Raw genomic sequence first — 19,033 nt, 5'->3', positions numbered from 1 at the left:
TCTTCACTCGACTGTAGCTAGGGCCAGATGAAATGAATAATCGAATGATTCGTTCAGGTTAATAGATTCTGTCAATTGAAAAGCAGAATCGGATTTGTGGAATCTTTCAATTGGCCCCCCGCGGCCAGGCGGGAGGCCATGGACGTGCGCTGCGGTTACAGCAGCGCCTTCAGCCGGTACAGCGCTTCCAGCGCCTGCTTCGGGGTCAGCTCGTCGGGATCGATCGCCGCCAGCGCCTCCTGCGCCTTGCTGGATGGCGCTGCGAACAGGCCGAACTGCTGCGGTGCATCCAGCGCCTGCGGTGCCAGCTCGGCGGCATGGCTTTCTCCGCCGCGCTGCTCCAGCTCGGCCAGGCTACGACGCGCCTGCGCCACGGTGGTGCGGGGCAGGCCGGCCAGTGCCGCCACCTGCAGGCCGAAGCTGCGGTTGGCCGGGCCGTCCTTCACCGCGTGCATGAACACCAGCGCTTCGCCGTGCTCGACCGCATCCAGGTGCACGTTGGCGATGCCGCTGCGGCCGCCTTCGTGCTGCTCGTCGGCCAGCGCGGTCAGCTCGAAGTAGTGGGTGGCGAACAGCGTGTAGCAGCGGTTCTGGTAGGCCAGGTGGCGGGCCACCGCGTCGGCCAGGGCCAGGCCGTCATAGGTGGAGGTGCCACGGCCGATCTCGTCCATCAGCACCAGCGAGTGCGCGGTGGCGTGATGCAGGATGTAGCTGGTCTCGGCCATTTCGACCATGAAGGTGGACTGCCCGCGGGCGAGGTCGTCACCGGCGCCGATGCGGGTCAGGATGCGGTCGATCGGGCCGATCAGCGCACGGCTGGCCGGCACGAAGCTGCCGATGTGGGCCAGCAGCACGATCAGCGCGTTCTGCCGCATGTAGGTCGATTTACCGCCCATGTTCGGGCCGGTGATCACCAGCATGCGGCGGTCCGGATGCAGGTCCAGGTCATTCGGTTCGAACGGTTGTTCGCGCACCGCTTCAACCACCGGGTGGCGGCCGCGCTCGATCTTCAGGCACGGCTCGGCCTGCAGTTCCGGGCGTGCCCAGTCCAGCGCCTGCGCGCGTTCGGCGAAGCCGGCCAGCACGTCGAGCTCGCTCAGTGCCGCCGCGCATTGCTTCAGCGGTTCCAGCTGCCCGCCGAGGGTGTCCAGCAGCTGCTCGTACAGGTACTTCTCGCGCGACAGCGAACGGTCGCGCGCGGACAGCACCTTGTCCTCGAAGGCCTTCAGTTCCTCGGTGATGTAGCGCTCGGCGTTGGTCAGCGTCTGCCGGCGTGTGTAGTGCACCGGTGCGCGGTCGGACTGGCCCTTGCTGATTTCGATGTAATAGCCGTGCACCCGGTTGTAGCCCACCTTCAGGGTGGCGATGCCACTGCTCTCGCGCTCGCGCTGTTCCAGGTCGACCAGGAACTGGTCGGCATGGGTGGACAGGCGGCGCAGCTCGTCCAGCTCCTCGTCGAAGCCGTCGGCCAGCACGCCGCCATCGCTCAGCTTCAGCGGCGGCATCTCGGCGATGGCGCTGGCCAGCAGCTGCGCGCATTCGTCATGTTCGCCCAGCGCGGCGTGCAGCGCCTGCAGGCGTGGAGAATCCAGCGGCGCCAGCACCTCGCGCACTGCCGGCAGCAGGCCCAGGCCATCGCGCAGGGTGGAGAAGTCGCGCGGGCGCGCCGAGCGCAGTGCGACGCGGGTGAGGATGCGTTCGAGGTCGCCCAGGCGGCGGAACTGCTCGCGGATGTCGGCATCACTGCCGCGGTCGATCAGCGTTTCCACCGCATGGTGGCGCTGCACCAGGACCTCGCGCAGGCGCAGCGGGCGGTGCAGCCAGCGCCGCAGCAGGCGCCCGCCCATGGGCGTCACGGTGCTGTCCAGCACGCCCAGCAGGGTGTTGCGGGTGTCGCCATCGACGCGCGTATCCAGTTCCAGATGGCGGCGGGTTGCGGCATTCATCGCAATCGCCTCGCCGGCGGTTTCCATCGCGATCGAGGTCAGGTGCGGCAGGCGCTGCTTCTGGGTTTCTTCGACATAGCCGAGCAGGGCGCTGGCCGCAGCCGTGGCGCGCGGCTTGTCATCGATGCCGAAACCGCTCAGGTCATGCAGCTTGAAGAACGCCAGCAGCTGGCGGCGGCCACTGTCGGCGTCGAACAGCCACGGCGCGCGGCGGCGCACGCCGGTACGCTGGCGCAGGAATTCCGGCCAGTTCTCTTCGTCGGGCACCAGTAGTTCGGCCGGCTCCAGCCGCGCCAGTTCGGCTTCCAGCGCGTCGTCGGTTTCCACCTCGTTGACCAGGAAGCGGCCACCGGCCAGGTCGGCCCAGGCCAGCCCGTAGCCCTGCTTGGTACGCGACAGCGCCATCAGCAGGGTGTCGCGGCGTTCGTCCAGCAATGCCTCGTCGGTCACCGTGCCGGGGGTGACGATGCGCACCACCTTGCGCTCGACCAGGCCCTTGGCCAGCGCCGGATCGCCGATCTGCTCGCAGATCGCCACCGACTCACCCAGCGCCACCAGCCGTGCCAGATAACCCTCGTAGGCATGCACCGGCACGCCGGCCATCGGGATCGGCGCGCCGCCGGAGCTGCCGCGCTGGGTCAGGGTGATGTCCAGCAGCCGCGCCGCCTTGCGGGCGTCGTCGTAGAACAGCTCGTAGAAATCGCCCATGCGGAAGAACAGCAGCAGGTCCGGATGGTCGGACTTGGCCGCGAAGAACTGCTTCATCAGCGGGGTGTGTTCTTTGGACGCCTTGGCGTTGCTGGTGTTGTCTTTCGTATCAGTCACTTGGAGCGGTTCGCGTCTGGGCAGGGCGTCTGGGCAAGGCCTTGCGGGGCAGGGCCGGAAGAACAGTTAGTGTAACGGCCTGGGCGGGGCGATGATCCCCGCCCTGATCCACCGGGCGGGGCGCGCGCCGGGGCTGTCTGGGCGCCAACGACAGCGGTGGTTTGGTTGATTTCCATGGAGGGCCACGGTAGTGTCGGCCCCGGCGATTCCCGCCAATCGGCCTCCATGGAAACCGGGGCAATTCATCCCCGGGCGGGCGTTGATGGAAAGAACACGCATGACTGCAGCCTGCATGGCCGCCGAACCTCGCCATTACTGGCGCATCGCCCTGCTGAGTACGCTGGTTGCCGTTGTCCCGCTTGCCGGATCTGCGCCGTACAACCTGTTGAAGGCCGTGCTGCTGCTGGCTCTGCTGGTCACCGGCGTGGTGCTGATCCGTCGCCAGCCGGATGTCCGCCTGCGCTACCGCATCGCGCGCTTCATCGTGATCGCCTGTTTGCTGCGCCTGGCCTTTGCCTTCTTCAGCATCACCTGGCACGACCTGCGCTGGAGCGAGCTGGACCTGCCCGCGCAGATGCTGCTCTATCTGGGTACGGCCGCGGTGTTCGCCGCCGTGCTGGACTGGCGCCTGATCTGGACTCTGTTCGCGCTCTCCACCCTGGTGTTCGGTGGCTCATGCATCGTGCAGCACCACGTGATGGGGTTGGAACGTGCTTATGGTTTCAGTGGTGGCGAATGGACGGCCATCGAGTTCACGATGGTCACGCTGTGCATGGCGCTGTTCTCGGTCATCCGGTTGATCCAGCCGAACGTCCATCCGGCCGAGCGCTGCCTGCATGGGGTTGCCGTTGCCGTGGGCGTCTACGGCTCGATCCTGGCGCAGAGCCGGGGGCCGATCCTGGCCTTCATTCCGGCGATGCTGATGGTGATGACGGTGCACGTGTGGCGTACCCGGCGCTGGCGTGGCCCGCTGGCCTTCGTCGGCGCCCTGGTCATCGGCGTGCTCGGTGCCACCACGGTGCTCAACCATCAGGTCATCCAACGCTTCGGTGAGGTCAGTGGCGAGATCGCCGGCTTCAACCAGCACAACGAAGTGGGTTCGGTGCGTGAGCGCATCGCGATGTGGGGCGTGGCGGTCGACGCCATTGCCGAGCACCCGCTGACCGGGGTGGGCTTGAACCAGTTTGGTACCTATGCGCGCGAGGGCATTGCCCGCGGCGAGGTGTCCGACGCGATCTCTCGCTACAACCATCCCCACAACGAGTACCTGGAAGCGGCAGTGACCGGTGGCGTGCCGCTGTTGCTGATCATGCTGCTGATCTTCATCCTGCCGGGTATTCATTTCGTGCGACGGATCGGCCATGCCGATGAAACCACGGCGATGGTCGCCACCGCCGGCCTTGCCGTGGTCATCGTCTACGCGCTCTCGGCGTTCACCGACAACGTGTTCTATCGGGCAATGCCGCATTCGTTCTATTTCTACCTGGTGCTGGGCTTCGTCCTGGCGACCGCGTTGCCGGTCCGCGACCTGCGCCGGGACGGGAGTTCGCACTGATGGCGCATGTTCACCTGCTGGCGGCCGACAACCAGCGCGGCTTGAGCCATGACATCCAGGTGATCGAGCGCTCGCTGCGACAGCTCGGGCATGAGGTGACCATCAGCCGCCTCGATGCGGTACGCAATGGCGGGGCGTGGAAACTGCGCCGGTTGCGCCTGCGCCGCCTGTTGGCGTCGTGGCTGAGCCTGGGGCGGAAGCCGGCGCGATTCGATATCAACATCTCGCTGGAGCACGTACGGCCGGCCAGTTTTGGCCTGGCCGAGGTCAATCTGCTGATCCCGAATCCGGAATGGGTATCTGCGCGCAGCCTCCGCATCCTGCCGCGATTCGATGCCCTGCTGACCAAGACCGAGGACGCCACGCGCATCTTCACTGCGCTGGGCATGCGCGCGCTGGAAGTGGGCTTCTGCAGCCGCGACCGCTACGACGCTTCGGTGCCGCGCAAGCCCCGCAGCTTCCTGCATGCCGCAGGCAGCAGCCGCATGAAGGGTACGGCGACCCTGGTGAAGGTCTGGAAGCGGCACCCGGAATGGCCCCTGCTGACCGTCCTGCGTGGCGGGCCTTCGGACGAAGACGAGGGTGGGGCGGCAAACCTGCGGATCGTCCGCGAGCGCCTGCCCGATGAAGAGGTGCAGCGCCTGCAGAACGAGCATGTGTTCCACCTGTGCCTGTCGCAGACCGAGGGCTGGGGCCACTACCTGGTCGAAGCGATGAGCTGCGCGGCGGTGGTGATCACCTGCGATGGCGCGCCGATGAACCAGATGATCGATGAGAGCCGCGGTCTTCTGGTGGCGGCCCACGAGGGCGCGCCCTGCCACCTGTCCAGGACCTGGCATGTGGACGAGACAGCGCTGGAGCAGGCCGTCGAGCGTGCACTGGCGATGGATGAGGCCGAATGCACCCGGCTGGGTGCCAATGCACGCGCATGGCATCTGGCCAGCGAGGTTGCGTTCCCATTGCGCCTGGGTGAGGCCCTGGCGAAATTCTGAAGCCCGGCACGCGGCGTTGCCGCAGCGCGTTCAGGCGGCGAGCAGGGTGATCTGCGGATGCCCGTCGAAGATCTCCATCACGATCTCGAAGTACGTCTGTCCCTGGCCGTGCTCCAGCGCCGCGATCTGCTCGTTGATGGCCGCGACATTGAAGGTACCGGGCTGATCGAGTTTTGACCGCAGCCACGCATGCGTGGCGTCCCGGCCCAATGCACTGCGGCTGTGCGCGATGTCCTGCCAGACGACGGTCGCGGCGGAGTGGCCGGCGAGCACGCCATAGCCACCCCACAGCAGGTCATCAAGCGCGTCCAGGCTTGCTTCCAGCTGCCAGTTCTCGCTGGCCATGAACACACGGTTGATTTCCGCGTACAGGCTGGCGATGTCGTTGATGGATGCGCCGTCGATGTGCAGGACCAGGGACATGCCGCAACTGTAGCTGTTCGCCGGTAGCGGCTGCATGCACCGGCAGCCCGATCCGGAATGGTGGTGTCCGCTGCTGATTATCAATGGATGCTGGAGGGATATACCGGGGAGAAACTGTCAATGCGGCGTGATTTCAATGCTGCGCTGGCATGTCATCGGCAGCCAAAGGGCGATGGGGGGGCGGTATGGGGGCGGGTCCATTCTGCCTGTTCAATATTATTGGATCGTTCCAAATATAAACTCCCATAAAGTTTCCCTTGCCTGCGCCGCCATCGATCGTACGGCCATGATCAAGGGAATTGAGATGCTCGCCTTACGCAACCTCCGAGTGGGATCCCGGCTGGGCGCCGGCTTTGGTTTGCTGCTGCTGTTCATCATGGCCATCGTTGGTCTGGTGCTGTACGGAAACCAGCTCAAGTCCGCCCAGTTCGAGAAAGTGGTGGACGTCAACATGGTGAAGATGCGGCTGCTGAATGACATGCTCGATACCAACAATGCCGTGCTGATGCATCGGCGGCTGATGGTGATCAAGCGTGGCGAGGATTTCGACAAGGATTATCAGAAGGCGCAGGAACTTTCGCACACCTATGACGGTATCTGGGCGAAGTACATCAAGATTCCGCGCGATGCCACCGGAGATACCCTGGTGGCGCGGATCGACGCGGCACGCAAGGCCACCGACGCCTCCACCCAGCATCTGCACGAGCGCATGAAGGCTGGGGATTTCGACGGCGCTGCCAAAGAGCTGCTGGCCGAGCACGGGCTGGCCACGGCCTGGAACGAATCCATCTCGACGCTGCTGCGGCATCAGGAGACACTGACCGAGCGCAGCCGCCAGGACTATCGCAGCACGGAGGCCTGGACCGGCACGTTGTCGATCGTGTTCGGCGTGATGAGCCTGATACTGGGTTCGCTGGCGGCCTGGGCGATCACCCGCAGCCTGACCCGTCCGCTGGAGGGGGCGGTGAAGCTGGCCGATGGCATCGCCGGTGGCCGCCTGGACAACGTCATCGATGCGTCGGGCAACGATGAGGTGACCCAGCTGCTCAGGTCGATGCAACGCATGCAGATGCAGGTACAGGCGGTGATGGCGGCGCAGGGCGAGCTGGCCCGCCAGCATGACGCCGGCGGCCTCAGCTACCGCATGGATGAGAGCGCGTTCCCCGGCGACTTCGGGCGGATGGTGCACGAAACCAATGCGCTGGTTGGTTCGCACGTGCAGGTGCAGAACCGGCTGATCGAAGTGATGAAGCACTATGCCCGCGGTGACCTGTCGGTGGACATGGACCCGTTGCCGGGCGAGAAGGCGGCGATCACCCAGGCAATGGATGAAACCAAGAGCAGCCTGTCGGCGATCAACAGCGAGATCCGCCGGTTGGCGACCGCAGCTGCGGCGGGTGATTTCAGCCTGCGCGGCGATGAGGACCGCTTCGCCTACGATTTCCGCGACATGGTGGCCGGGCTCAACCAGCTGATGCAGACCACCGATGAGAACCTGGTGCAGGTGTCGACCCTGTTGCAGGCCATCTCGCGCGGCGACCTGACCGTGCGCATGCAAGGTGACTTCCATGGTGTGTTCGCCCGCATGCGCGATGACTGCAATGCCACCGTCGATCAGCTCAAGCAGATCGTTGGCCGCATCCAGGCCAGCGCATCCAGCATCAACCTGGCCGCAGGCGAGATTGCTTCGGGCAACACCGACCTGTCGCGGCGCACCGAGCAGCAGGCCGCGAATCTGGAGGAAACGGCCGCGTCGATGGAGGAGCTGACCTCCACCGTGAAGCAGAACGCCGAACACGCGCGGCAGGCCAACCAGCTTGCCATCGGCGCACATGGTGTCGCCTCGCAGGGCGGGGAGGTGGTCGGCCAGGTGGTGACCACGATGTCTGCCATCGAAGCCTCCTCGAAGAAGATTGCCGAGATCATCTCGGTGATCGATGGCATCGCATTCCAGACCAACATCCTGGCACTGAACGCCGCGGTGGAAGCGGCGCGTGCCGGTGAGCAGGGCCGGGGCTTTGCGGTGGTGGCCAGCGAGGTGCGCACGCTGGCGCAGCGCTCGGCCGGTGCCGCCAAGGAGATCAAGGGCCTGATCGAGGACTCGGTCGGCAAGGTGGCCGATGGGTCTGCACTGGTGCGCCAGGCAGGCACAACGATGGGCGAGATCGTGGCCTCGGTGCAGCGGGTGACCGACATCATGGCCGACATCTCCGCCGCCTCGCAGGAGCAGAGTTCGGGCATCGAGCAGGTCAACCAGGCCGTGGTGCAGATGGACGAGACCACCCAGCAGAATGCGGCATTGGTGGAAGAAGCCAGCGCAGCGGCGCGCTCGATGGAAGAGCAGGCCAACCTGTTGGCTGAAGCGGTGTCGGTGTTCCGCACCGGTACCGCCACGGCCGCGGCGGTGGTACGGCCTGCGTTGGCGGCCGTCGCTGCGTCGGTGGCTCCGGTGCGCAGGCCGACGGTTCTTTCGCCCCGCATCGATTCGACGCTGGCCGCCAACGCGGGTGGCTGGCAGGAGTTCTAGAAGGGCGGCATGCCGGCAGGGAGACGGCGCCCATCGCGATGGCTGGTCGCGATGGGCGCGGATTTCTTTCCTGAACGGGCGATGGCCGATGTCGCCGCGCAAACGCCCATTTCACTTCCGGTTGCCAGCCGTGGGAGGACACTTGCGCCATCCCGGACCTCAGGAGATGGCCATGAAGACCTCGACCCGACTGCTTGTGCTGGGCACGCTGCTAGCGGCCAGCTCGGTTGCAGGCGCGCAGACCTACGGGCCGCGTGATGAAGGACGCAAATTCAACGATGGCAGCCGCGTGGTCTGCAAGAACGTGGAAGTGCAACGCAATTCGCGTGACCCCAACCGTATTGCCGGTACGGCCACCGGCGCGGTGATTGGTGGCCTGCTCGGCAACCAGGTGGGCGGCGGCAACGGCAAGAAGCTGGCCACCGTCGCCGGTGCCGTCGCCGGTGGCGCCGCGGGCCGGCAGATCCAGGGCAACAGCCAGCAGAAAAACGGTGATCGCGTGGTCGAACGCCGCTGCGAGCGTGTTTACCGCTGATTGTCTGCACCGGTAGCGCTTCCTTCCACAGGATTTCGCAGTACGCATGTCCTCGAACGCCGGCCCTGTGCCGGCGTTCGTCGTTGAACGGCCCTGTATCGCGGGCTGCAGCGCGGTGTCTATACTGCGCCGACTTCAATGGATGAACGCAATGTGAACGAATCACCCCTGACTGAGTCGCACACGCCGGTTGCCGAGGTCGATCCAGTACTGGAAGCGACAGCGCGCTTCGGCCGACTGCGTGAGCGTACCGACGAGCTCGAATTGTTCATTTCCGGCCTGCTGGCGTTTGCACTGTTGGCGGTTCCTGGCTATCTGTTCGATGCCTGGGCGCGCAGCAGCCTGCATACCGAAGGCATTTACTTCCAACTGCTGTGGTTTGGTTTCAGCATCAGCGTGGGCATGTGCTACGTGTTGGCAGTGGCGCTGATCGCGCACCTGACCGTGCGCGGCTACTGGATAGGCCTGATCGGGCTGAAATCGCACTTCCCCAAGGGCATCGACTGGCAACGGCTTCCGCAGATGGGCCCGGTATCGCGCGCCTTCCTCAAGGCCCGCGACGGTGGCCTGGATGGCAGCATCGAGCGCGCTGATCGTTTGGCCACCATGCTCTTCTCCACCACGCTGTTGGCCGTGCAGACGCTGGCCGGAACGCTGGTGATGGCCGTGCTGACGCTGTGCGTGGCGATGGCGATCAGTGCGCTTGCCGGCGGTTCAGAACGTGTTGTCATGATCGTGGTCATTAGCGTCCTGACCGGCTTGCTTGCACTCGCGCTGGTGCCCGCGCTGCTGGAGCGCGTCATTGCGCGTAGGCAGCGGCGCAACCAGGCCCATGAGGGCCTGCAGCACTGGCTGCAGCGCTTCCTGGCGGGCCTGCAGCGGATTCCCCTGCTGCGCCAGATGCAGACGATGCAGCTGACCCTGCAGAGCAACCTGCGCTCGCGTTCATTCATGGCGGTCTATCTGCTCGCCGTGGTGGTGGCCATGGTGCTGGGAGCCGTCCAGGTACTGGGTTCGGTGAAGTTTTCGCTGTTCAACCGTTACCAGGTGATGACTGACGAGGCTGTCGAACACGGCATGTTGAGCGCGCATTACGAGTCGATGCGCTCGGCACACGATCAGCTGTTGGCGTACCCGATGATTCCCTCCGACACGATCACCGGTTCGCGCCTGCGCGTGTTCATTCCGCATCGTCCCCAGCGCGACAACCCGTTGGCACGCCAGCATTGCAGTGCGCTGCCCGGGGCGCGCAACGAAGCCGTAGGCGCGCAGGCTGCCAGTGCGGCGGTGGAGTGCCTGTCGCGGCTGTGGCAGGTGCAGTTGGATGGCGCGCCGGTCGACCTGCACGAGTTCATGCCGATGGAACGCCGTGATGTCGACATGCGCGGCTTGGTCGGATACCTGCCGATGGCGGGGTTGGTACCCGGTCGGCATGATCTGAACCTGGTCTGGAATGCCGAAGGTGGCGAACGCGGCCCGGAGCGACGTCGCGAGTACCGCATCCCGTTCTGGTACGCGCCAGACCCCTGAAAAGGGGACGGAGGGGATTAAGTCGCAATCCGCCAATCCGGCCGCTTACGACTTAATCCCCTCCGTCCCCTTTTTTGCGAGGAGGCGCCAGGCGGCGAGGCTGCCGTAGAGCAGCAGCAGGATGCTGAGGGTGATCAGTTCGTGGCTGACTTCGGCCAGGCGGGCGTCCATCTGGTTCAGGCGCACCATCAGGTTGATGCCCGAGGTGGTTGGTAGCAGCTGCGCCAGCCACACTAGCGGGCCTGGCGTCATCACTGCCGGCCAGGACAGGTTGGCCAGGAAGAACAGCGGGATGGAGGTGGCGATGATGTACTGGAACGCACGTTCGCGGGTGCGGAAGAAACTGCCGACGAACAGGCCGAACGCCACCGTCGCGGCGATGAACAGGGTGCCGCCCAGCAGCTGGCCCAGTGGATTGCCACCGCGTGGATAGTCCTGCACCCAGGCGGTGAAGCCGGCGTAGTAGAACAGGCCGAACAGGCCGATCAGGCCGAAGCCCAGTGCCATGCCGGCCAGGGTCGGCAGGTCGAAGCGCAGGCGCCGGCCGAGCGCGAGACGACGGCCGCCGAGCAGGACGCCGATGCCCATCAGCAGGGTCTGGTGCACGATCAGTTCGGCCACGCCGGGGACGATGGCGCTGCCGTAGCCTTCCTGGGTGTTGTACAGCGGGCGCTGCACCAGGGTGACCGGCGGTGCCTGCGGTGCGCCCATGAAGGCCGCCTGGCCGACTACCGCCTCACGCCCGAACGCGCCCAGTGCATCGGCCACGCTGCCCAGCACCCAGCTGGCACGGCCCAGGTAGGCGCCGTTGCCGAGCAGCACCAGCTTGGCGGGGTGGCCGCGCAGGATGTCGCGCTCCAGGTTGGCCGGAATCAGCACGATGCCTTCGGCATGGCCGGCTTCCAGCTGCTGGCGCGCGCTGTCGATGTCGGCCGGTTGCCCGACCACGCGTGCGACCCGCAGCGCGTCCAGCTTGCGCAGCAACTCGCGGCTGGTGGCGCTGTGGTCTTCGTCCACCACCAGCACCGGTAGGTTGCCGGCCACCTGGTGGCGGTATGCGGCCGGGTAGAAGAACGAATACAGGATTACCGCGCCGACCATCACCACGATCGCATAGCGGTCGCACAGCACCGCCATCAGGGTCTGCCGCAGGCTGCGCCAGAGCGTGCTCATGCGTCGGCCCTCGCTGGCTGCGCAGCCTCGGGTGTACGCGCGAAGGCAATCAGGCGCAGGCCACCGATGCCGCCGGCCACCACCGACATCAGCAGCAGCGTGGCCAACGGCCACAGCGAGACCAGCAGCGGCGAACCGATGAACTGTTGCTGGGTCTGCAGCTTGATGTAGGCGCTGAGCGGCAGCAGCTGATGCCAGATGCGGGTGAACAGGGGGCCGTCCAGCACCGGGAAGGTGGCGCTGGAGAACGCCAATGCGGTGCCGATGCTGAGGCCGACTGCGGACAGCGCGGTACCCATGTCGCGGGTGACGCCGACGAAGAACAACGCGTAGGCCGCGGTGGCCAGGTAGAACAGCGGCTGTGCGAGCAGCAGCAGGAGCACGCTGCCGGCCACGCCATCGCCGCGCAGCCAGGCCAGGTAGCCGAGCCCGAGCGCACCGTACAGCGAGAACAGCAGGATGTACGGTGCAACCTTGCCGGCGATGGCGGCCCACGGCGTGCGGCCCAGCCAGTCGGGCAGGGTGCCATCGCGGATCTCGCGCCCCAGGCTGCCGGCCACCGCAAGTGCCAGCACCAGCGACAGTACCGCCGGGAAGATCAGTGGCAGCAGGAACAGCTCGTAGCTGCGTGCCGGGTTGTAGAGGATGTCTGACTGCACCGCGATGGGCGCCGCACGCAGCTTGCCCGGGCCAACCTGCAGACCGATGCGCTCGCGCAGCAGTCGTGCGTTCCAGGCCGAGACCGCATCGCCGATATCACGCGCGGCGGACTGGCCGGTGGTCATGTAGGTGGCGTTGTAATAGGCGAACACCGTGCCCTGGCGCCCGCGCAGTGCCTGCCGGGTAACGTCGCGCGGCACCAGCACGATGGCGAACACATCCAGGCTGCGCAGCTGCGAGCGTGCGTCCTCCATGTCGGCTGGTTGGCTGGCGATGCGCACGCCCGGGCTGGCATCGAGCATGCGCAGCAGCAGGCGGCTGTCACTGCTGTGGTCGAGGTCGACCACGGCGATCGGGATGTCGCGCATCACCGAGGGGGTGAACATCCATGCCATCACCACCAGCATCAGCAGCGGCAGCACGGTGACCAGCATCAGATCGGCACGGTTGCCGCGCATTGATCGCAGCTCGCGCCGCCAGGAAGCAGCGAAGCCGCCGCCATCAGGGCTCAGTGCTGGGGCCATGCGAACAGCACGCTCATGCCGGGGCGGAAGCCCTCGATGCGGCGTACCGGGCGCACCCGCACCTCGAAGCTGCGGACGTCGTAGCCGGACGACTGGCGGGTGGTGCGCCAGGTCGCATAGTCACCGGCCGGATTGATGAAATAGACCTCGAACTCGCCGTCCTGGCCGAGCGCCGGCACGCTGCCACGCAGCTTGCTGCCGACCTTCAGGCCCTGCATCTGCGATTCGCGCAGGTTCATCGCCACCCACATGCGATCGATGTCGACCAGAGTGAACACCGGATAGCCGGCCGGCACCAGTTCACCTGGGTCGGCCATGCGCTTGTTGATCTCGCCGGCGACCGGCGCGCGCCCTTCCACTTCGGCGCGCGCGGCGTTGACTTCGGCCACCGCGCCCTGCGCCTGCTGCACCTGGCCCTGCGCGGCGCGCTTGTCCTGCTCGCGCGCGCCAGACAGCGCCATGTCGTACTGTGCGCGCGCGGCACGCGCCAGTTCACGCGAGCTGGTGGCCTGGGCATGCGCTTCATCGCGCTTCTGCCGGGTCATCACCCCTTCGTTGAACAGGTTCTGTACGCGCTGGTAGGTAGCGTCGGCCAGCGTCGCGCCGGCTTCGGCGCGCTTCCAGTTGGCTTCGGCGGCGCGGATGTCCTCGCTGCGCGCGCCTTCGTCGGCCTTGTCGGCCACCGCCTGCGCCGCGGCCAAGGCGCCGTGTGCCTGCTGTTCCTTGGCGGCCACCTCGGGGCTGTCGAGCAGGAACAGCACCTGCCCGGACTGCACACGGTCGCCTTCGCGCGCCTTCAGCTCGGCCACGCGCGCGGTGATCTTGGCGGCCACGTTGATCGTGTCCGCATCGGCCATGCCCTGGATCTGGTCGGCCGGGCTGCGCCAGGCCAGCCACAGGCCCAGCACCACCACCACCAGCAGCACCCCTATCAGGATCGGTCCCAGCCGGCGCTTGCCCGGGGGCGTCGTCGCATCGTCGTGCAGCACATCACTCATGGTCGATCACCTCGTCCGCACGCCGCCGGAACTCTTCGAAACGGTCCATCTGTCCACTGACCTCCAGCAGCTGTGCCAGCGCAATATCGTATTGGTAGGCGGCCTGCGCGCGCTCGACGCGGGCGCCGCCGAGGCCGAGCCGCGCGTCGATCACATCCAGCGAGGTGGCCTGGCCTTCGCGGAACGCCAGCTCCTGCAGGCGCAGGTTTTCCTGTGCCTGGGCAATGCTGCTGTCGAGCAGCACGAACTGCTGGCGCGCGGTTTCCAGTTCGTTCCAGGCCTTGCGCACGCCCAGCGCAACCTGGTTCTCGGCTTCGCGCAGGCCCGCTTCGGCCTGCTCCTGCTGCGCACGCGCGGCGCTGATCTGCGCCGGCCGCGAGTTCGGCGACAGGAAGGTGTACTTCAGTCCGATGCCGAAGGCCCAGTCCGGATCGGTCAGCATTTCGTCGCGGCGGCGGAAGTCGTACTGGCCGAAGGCGAAGATCTGCGGCTTCAGCTTGGCCTGCTGCACGCGCACACCCTGTTCGGCCTGCGCCACCATCGCCCGTAGGCGCGCGATCTGTGGCTGGCGCGCCTGCGCGGTGCGCTCGAAGCGGGCGACCGGTTCCAGCGGCGCGCGCTGCACGAACAGCGGCGACACCGGCTGCACCTCGCCGCCGCTGCGCAGCAGGGTGGACAGCGCGGCCTTCAGCGTGGCCAGGTCGTTCACCGTTTTCTGGTATTCGCGCTCGGCCTTGTCGCGGGCCACGGTGGCCTGCAGTCGCTGGGCGCGGGTGGCGAAGCCCTCGCGCTCCAGTTTCTCGGCGTCGGACAAGTGGCGGTTGAGGCCATCGCGCACATCGCGGCGCACCTCCACGGCCTGTTCGGCCAGGCGCTGGCCGAAATAGGCCTGTGCCAGCTGCACGGTCAGCGACTGGCGTTGTGCCTCGCGCTCGGCGCTGGCCTGTTCATGGGCGGCGCTGGCGGCGCGCTGTGCAGCAGGGATCACCCCACCGGTGTACAGCGGCAGTACCGCGGTCACTACCGGGCGGGTGCGCCAGTCGCGTTCGGTGAACGACAGCGGCGAGTCGATGCCGAAGGCTTCGGCCACCGGCGCCAGCGAGCCCAGCGGCAGGGTGAGGGTCTTCTGGAACTGCAGGCGGCGTACTTCGCCGGTGATCTCCGGCAGGCGCAGCAGGCGGGTGGCGTCCTGCAGGTCCTGCTTGTTGCGCACGGCCGCGTCTGCGGCGGCCAGCGCATCGGAGACCTGTTCCAGGCGCTGCCGTGCCTGTTCCCAGTCCAAAGCCGGTGCGTCGGTGATGGACTGTGCCAGCGCAGTGAGGGGCAGGCAGGTTGCCAGCGTCAGCGCCAGCGCGGCCCTTGCGCGGAGCATCCTTGTACGTCGGCCGATCACGCCCATGCCGTCCCAATGGTAAAGAAGTGCGCAAACGGTAGTGCGCGCGGTGTGAAGCCCGGGTCTGCGGTCATCGTGTGGTCCTCAGCGAAGGGTGCCGCTGGCCGCGCTGCGCAGCGCCTGGGTGATGTGCTGCAGCGTGCTTGAGCGCACGGCGGCATGCTGCCAGTACAGCGGCACATCCAGCCAGCGGCGGGGTTCCAGTACCACCACGCGGCCGGCATGCACGGCGGGCGCGACCAGGGTTTCCGGGGCCATGCCCCAGCCGAGTCCGCACGCTGCGGCTTCGACGAAACCGGTGGAGGAGGGCAGGTAGTGTAGCGGCGGCTGCAGGCGCGCGCGGGTCAGCCGCCGCACGAAGCGCCATTGCAGTTCATCCTTGCGGTTGAACACCAGCATCGGTGCGCGTGCCAAGGCGGCGGCCTGCATGCCATCGCTGAAGTACTGGCGGGCGAAGCCGGGCGAGGCGATGGCGTGGTAGCGCATCGCGCCGAGCGGATGCACGTTGCAGCCTTTCACCGGTTGGCCTTCGGCGGTGACCGCGCCGAGCACGCTGCCATCGCGCAGCAGCTGCAGGGTGTGGTCCTGGTCGTCCATGCGCAGGTCGAACAGGTAGCCGTGGCGCTGGTGCAGTTCGGCGATCGCCGGTACGAACCAGGTATCGAGCGAGTCGTCGTTGACCGCCAAGGGGATCGGCGTGCGCGCAGCGTCGCTGCCGCGCTCGGGCAGCAGTTCGGCCAGCGCCTCGGCCTCCAGTGCCTGCATGGGCCGGACGCGGCGCAGCAGGGCCTCTCCGGCGGCGGTGGGCCGGCACGGTGCCTGGCGCACGACCAGTACCTGGCCGAGCCTGTCCTCCAGCGCCTTGATCCGCTGCGACAGCGCCGAGGGGCTGATCGAGAGACGGCGTGCCGCAGCCTCGAAGCTGCCTTCCTCCAGCACCGCGGCAAACGCGGCCAGTTGCGGGTGTACCAGATCCATGCAAGCGCCCATTCAGTTTTTCTGCACAGGATAAAGAAAAATCAGATTGTCTTAACGCGGCAATGGCCGCACCCTGCGCGTCCCTTCGCTGCCTGGGCCTTCCTGATGTGGATCGCCGCTACCACCGCCGGCCTGTTCGCAGGTGCCGGCCTGATCATCGCCATCGGTGCGCAGAATGCCTTCGTCCTGCGCCAGGGGCTGCAACGTCGCCATGTCGGAACGGTGGTGCTGGCCTGTGCCGGCGCTGATATCGCGCTGATCCTGGCCGGCGTTGGCGGCATGGGGGCGTTGGTGCAGCAGTGGCCGTTGCTGCTGCAGGTGCTGCGCTTCGGCGGTGCGGCGTTCCTGCTCTGGTATGGACTGCAGGCCGGATTGCGCGCCTGGCACGGTGGCAGTGCCTTGGCCGCCGCCGAGACGCAGGGTGGCAGCGGGCGCCAGGTACTGTTGACCTGCCTGGCGTTCACGCTGCTCAATCCGCACGTCTATCTGGATACGGTGGTGCTGCTCGGCAGCTTGTCCACGCGTTACCCCGGCGATCTGCGCTGGGCCTTCGCCGCCGGAGCCTGCGTGGCCAGCGTGGCCTGGTTCTGCACCTTGGGCTATGGCGCGCGGCTGCTGCAGCCGGTGTTCCGCAGGCCGGCTGCGTGGCGCGTGCTGGACGCAGGCGTGGCGGTCTTCATGTTATGCCTCGCCACGCTGCTGCTGTTGCGTCCGCTATCGCCATGAGTGCATGACGCACGCCGGTGTTGCGTGTGCGTTCCACCGATACGGTTCACGCGGCCGGGTGCTGCGCGTTTGAGTTGTACCCCGTGCATATGCTGATCACAGCGGGAGCTCCCATTGCAGGCGAAGACCGGGCACGGAACGTCGGGTGTTGCGAAGTACCTGCGATCCGCCTTCGTCGAAACGCCAATGGCCGGTCTCGAAGTCCTGCGCCAACAGGTTCGAGGCGGTCAAGCGCAGCTTGCCGCGCCGTTCGCTTGCGTACTGCGCCCAAGCCTCCAGCTCGCGTCGATAGGACGTGATGTCCAGCTCGCTCAGGCTGTAGCGTATTCTGCCTCCGCTGCGATGGGTGTAAGCCAGGCCACTGCTCCAGCGCGATGAAATGCGGTAATCGAGCGACGCACTGGCGGTGAATGGCACCTGGTCTTCAATCCGATTGTCAGGCCCGGGGAGATCCCTGACCCGGGAGTGGTTCCAGGTGGCGTTGCCGCGCAGCTCGATATCCGGCGCTCTGCGGTACAGACGTGCCAGCGGCATCCTGCCATCCATTTCGATGCCCCAGGCCGTGGCGCGGGTACCGTTGACCGGCGTCGATACCCAACGCCCTTCACGCAGGATGGTTTCATTGCGGATCGGCGCGTCGATGCGGCGCATGTAACCGCCGATGCTCCCCTGTGTACCTTCACGGCCGTGCATTTCCCAGGCCGCATCCAGACCCCATGCCAGTTCCGGACGCAGCGCTGGATTCCCGATCTCGTCGGGGTTCAGTGGGCGGTTGTTGGTGGAGGTATACGGCCGCGGGACCAGTGAGCGCAGTGCCGGTGCGCGGAAACTGCGGCTCAGTGATACCCGTAGCTGGTCCTTGCCCTTTGCGCGCTTCCAGAGACCCTGCAGGACCGGCGTGAAAACGCTGGCCCGGTGACGCATCGCAGCGAAGCCACGCCCTTCGCTGCGGGTCTGCAGTTGTTCCCAGCGACCGCCGACATAGAAGGCGCTTCGCGTTCCCAGTGGGAACTCGTCCTGCGCATAGACGGCGATGCGGTGCAGGCGCGCATCAAAGGAAAGGTCGCTGATCGTCGATGGCTCATCAGGGGAATACCGGAGTTGCTGCAGGCGTGATTCGCGGCACGAATCCATGCTGCTTTCGGCACCGACCTGCAATGTATGGCGACCCCACGCCGGCAGAGTCCACCGCACGCGGGTAGTGCCGCCCAGCACATGCAGCTGCGCATCGGTGCGATCGAGAAGGTTGTCCTGCTGCCCCGCATCCTGTCCCTGCTCGCGGAAGCGGTAGTTTTCGCGGTTGCCATCCAGTGCCAGACGCAGGTTCAGGCTGCCGCCGTCCGGTAGCTTCTTCTCCCACTCCGCGCTGGCCTGGCCCTGATCAAGGCGCAGGCGCGTGCGCTGCCGGTAATGTGGAGTACGCAGTTCCGCACCCAGCGCCGTTTCCCAATCGATGTACATGTCGCGACGGAAGTCGGATGCATCCACCAGGGCCTGTAGTGAAAGAGTGGTGTCCTCGCTGGTTCTGAGCGTCAGTGAGGGGGCGAGCGAGACGCTGTCACGATGCCCGGTGGCGCGCAGGCGGGATTGTCGATGCAGCAACGGCGCGCCAACACCATCCCAAGCATCTTCTCTGCTGCGTTCCTCCACCAGGAAGCCACGGGCAGTAGCTGTGGCGGTCAGTGCAAGATCTCGGTCCAGGCCGGCATGGGTCTGCCGCCAGCTTGCCGATGGGGTGCTGCGCCCCTGATTGTCGGCCCATGAAAGTGTCAGCCGCTGGCCGTCTTTTGCAATCGGCGCGCGGGTGACGATGTTGAGTGTACCGGCGACGGCACCCATGCCCTGGTCAGCAGTAGGCGCGCGCAGGATTTCGATGCGCTCGATCAGATCGGTGGCCAGCGAGTCCAGGCTGAAGCCAGCGGGCGTACGCTGGCCGTCCAGCAGGATCTGCGTGTAGCCGGCACCCAGGCCGCGTAGTGATACGCTGCCTGGGCGGCCCGGAGCACCACTGGAAACGCTGATGCCGGGCAAGCGTTTGAGTGCCTCCAGCAGGTCGGTGTCGCCATGCCGTTGCAGTGCCTCGCGGTCCACCACGATGCGACTCGCGGTGTCGTCACGGCGAGCATCGTAACGCTCGGCCTGGACGTGCACTGCATCCAGATCGGTCGTGTTTGAAGGGGCGGGTGTCGTTGGTGGAAGGGCCGCGGCATTCGCTGGTGCCATCAGGCAGCCAATGGTGAGCCACATG

At 66.5% G+C, this 19,033-nt stretch carries 14 protein-coding genes; 6 read left to right on the top strand and 8 right to left on the bottom strand.

Translation table 11 applies throughout. The features are described 5' to 3' along the window. Positions 1-155 precede the first annotated feature (155 nt). A complete protein-coding gene (gene mutS, locus N5C18_RS01680; protein ID WP_279944495.1) occupies positions 156-2,711 on the bottom strand; it encodes a DNA mismatch repair protein MutS in 2,556 nt (851 codons plus the stop codon). Between the two features lie 337 nt (positions 2,712-3,048). Here mutS and N5C18_RS01675 point away from each other — a divergent pair, with 337 nt between their 5' ends. Both N5C18_RS01675 and N5C18_RS01670 read left to right on the top strand, forming a co-directional pair. After that, positions 3,049-4,326 (top strand): O-antigen ligase family protein, encoded by a 1,278-nt coding sequence (locus tag N5C18_RS01675; RefSeq protein WP_164241391.1) that lies wholly within the window; start codon positions 3,049-3,051, stop codon positions 4,324-4,326. Next, the gene (locus N5C18_RS01670; RefSeq protein ID WP_164086881.1) at positions 4,326-5,318 is read left to right on the top strand and encodes a glycosyltransferase family 4 protein; all 993 of its coding nucleotides are present in this window, start codon (positions 4,326-4,328) and stop codon (positions 5,316-5,318) included. The genes N5C18_RS01675 and N5C18_RS01670 overlap by 1 nt, the downstream gene beginning before the upstream one ends. 30 nt (positions 5,319-5,348) lie before the next feature. Here the strand turns inward: N5C18_RS01670 and N5C18_RS01665 are convergent, their stop codons facing one another. Beyond that, a complete protein-coding gene (locus tag N5C18_RS01665) occupies positions 5,349-5,741 on the bottom strand; it encodes a barstar family protein (protein ID WP_279943659.1) in 393 nt (130 codons plus the stop codon). Positions 5,742-6,045: 304 nt separating this feature from the next. Here N5C18_RS01665 and N5C18_RS01660 point away from each other — a divergent pair, with 304 nt between their 5' ends. From N5C18_RS01660 to N5C18_RS01650, 3 genes are all read left to right on the top strand, one after another. Beyond that, positions 6,046-8,268: a methyl-accepting chemotaxis protein gene (locus N5C18_RS01660; protein ID WP_279944494.1), complete on the top strand. Its 2,223-nt coding sequence runs from the start codon at positions 6,046-6,048 to the stop codon at positions 8,266-8,268. Between the two features lie 166 nt (positions 8,269-8,434). Continuing rightward, positions 8,435-8,803 carry a glycine zipper 2TM domain-containing protein gene (locus N5C18_RS01655; protein ID WP_005415760.1) on the top strand — a complete coding sequence of 123 codons (369 nt, stop codon included), beginning with the start codon at positions 8,435-8,437 and terminating at the stop codon, positions 8,801-8,803. 153 nt (positions 8,804-8,956) lie between these two features. After that, entirely contained in the window at positions 8,957-10,333 is a 1,377-nt protein-coding gene (locus N5C18_RS01650; protein ID WP_080374994.1) for a hypothetical protein, read from the top strand. Positions 10,334-10,378: 45 nt separating this feature from the next. Here the strand turns inward: N5C18_RS01650 and N5C18_RS01645 are convergent, their stop codons facing one another. The 5 genes from N5C18_RS01645 to N5C18_RS01625 form a co-directional block, all read right to left on the bottom strand. Next, positions 10,379-11,506, bottom strand: coding sequence for an ABC transporter permease (locus N5C18_RS01645; RefSeq protein ID WP_279943658.1), 1,128 nt, complete (start codon positions 11,504-11,506; stop codon positions 10,379-10,381). Further along, on the bottom strand, positions 11,503-12,690 hold the full coding sequence (locus N5C18_RS01640) for an ABC transporter permease (protein ID WP_279943657.1): 1,188 nt from the start codon (positions 12,688-12,690) through the stop codon (positions 11,503-11,505). The genes N5C18_RS01645 and N5C18_RS01640 overlap by 4 nt, the downstream gene beginning before the upstream one ends. Beyond that, on the bottom strand, positions 12,675-13,688 hold the full coding sequence (locus N5C18_RS01635; protein ID WP_279943656.1) for an efflux RND transporter periplasmic adaptor subunit: 1,014 nt from the start codon (positions 13,686-13,688) through the stop codon (positions 12,675-12,677). The genes N5C18_RS01640 and N5C18_RS01635 overlap by 16 nt, the downstream gene beginning before the upstream one ends. Continuing rightward, positions 13,681-15,087, bottom strand: coding sequence for a TolC family protein (locus tag N5C18_RS01630; RefSeq protein WP_279943654.1), 1,407 nt, complete (start codon positions 15,085-15,087; stop codon positions 13,681-13,683). The genes N5C18_RS01635 and N5C18_RS01630 overlap by 8 nt, the downstream gene beginning before the upstream one ends. Before the next feature lie 78 nt (positions 15,088-15,165). Continuing rightward, a complete protein-coding gene (locus N5C18_RS01625; protein ID WP_279943653.1) occupies positions 15,166-16,059 on the bottom strand; it encodes a LysR family transcriptional regulator ArgP in 894 nt (297 codons plus the stop codon). 105 nt (positions 16,060-16,164) lie between these two features. Here N5C18_RS01625 and N5C18_RS01620 point away from each other — a divergent pair, with 105 nt between their 5' ends. After that, a complete protein-coding gene (locus tag N5C18_RS01620; RefSeq protein WP_053509428.1) occupies positions 16,165-16,785 on the top strand; it encodes a LysE/ArgO family amino acid transporter in 621 nt (206 codons plus the stop codon). 96 nt (positions 16,786-16,881) lie between these two features. On the opposite strand, the gene N5C18_RS01615 is transcribed toward N5C18_RS01620, so the two are convergent. After that, entirely contained in the window at positions 16,882-19,008 is a 2,127-nt protein-coding gene (locus N5C18_RS01615) for a TonB-dependent receptor (RefSeq protein ID WP_279943652.1), read from the bottom strand. Positions 19,009-19,033 lie beyond the last annotated feature (25 nt).

This window comes from Stenotrophomonas sp. GD03930 (genome assembly GCF_029839665.1).
Lineage (GTDB): Bacteria > Pseudomonadota > Gammaproteobacteria > Xanthomonadales > Xanthomonadaceae > Stenotrophomonas > Stenotrophomonas forensis.
This window is presented reverse-complemented; position numbering and strand designations above follow the sequence as displayed.